The organism is Bradyrhizobium sp. TM239, assembly GCF_036247985.1.
In the GTDB taxonomy this organism is placed as follows: domain Bacteria; phylum Pseudomonadota; class Alphaproteobacteria; order Rhizobiales; family Xanthobacteraceae; genus Bradyrhizobium; species Bradyrhizobium ottawaense.
This window is the reverse complement of the sequence record NZ_BTIR01000042.1, coordinates 1-458: the sequence shown is the minus strand read 5'-3', so window position 1 is coordinate 458 and position 458 is coordinate 1. Positions and strand designations below refer to the sequence as shown.

The following is a 458-nucleotide window of genomic DNA, read 5'->3' as shown; positions in this document are numbered from 1 at the left end:
GTAGCAACCATTAAAGCACGCCCGCTTTCCGCGAGCATGACGCCGTGCTTGCGGCCGTCAAGGCGTGGCCTGGCGGCAGTCGATGTGAGGTGAGACGAGCGCGACGGCCATCCTTGACGGCCGCGGCGCGCGGCGTCGTCTTGAGGGCAGGTCGGGACGAAGAAACGGTCGCCTGATCGAACAAAGAAACGAGATCAGGTGCGAGATCAGGTAACGGACACACTCGCGGTTCTGGGCGGTTCGGCGACCCACGGTGTTCCGCGGGCGACGACGGCGTTGATGATGACGATCAGCTTCCTGGCACAGGCGACCAGCGCGCGCTTGTGGCCCTTGCCGGCGGCGATCAGCCGGCTGTACAGGGCCATGAGCTGCGGATTCCAGCGGAAGGATGCCGGAAGAGCTGCGGTGTAGAGCGCCTGACGCAAGCGCTGGCGTCCGCCGTCAATCCTGCGGGCGCC

Annotated in this window: 1 pseudogene; it reads right to left on the bottom strand. The window is 66.2% G+C overall.

From position 1 onward, the window contains the following. Nucleotides 1–206: 206 nt before the first annotated feature. Nucleotides 207–458, bottom strand: a pseudogene (locus AABA84_RS34820) (IS110 family transposase); the annotation flags it as partial.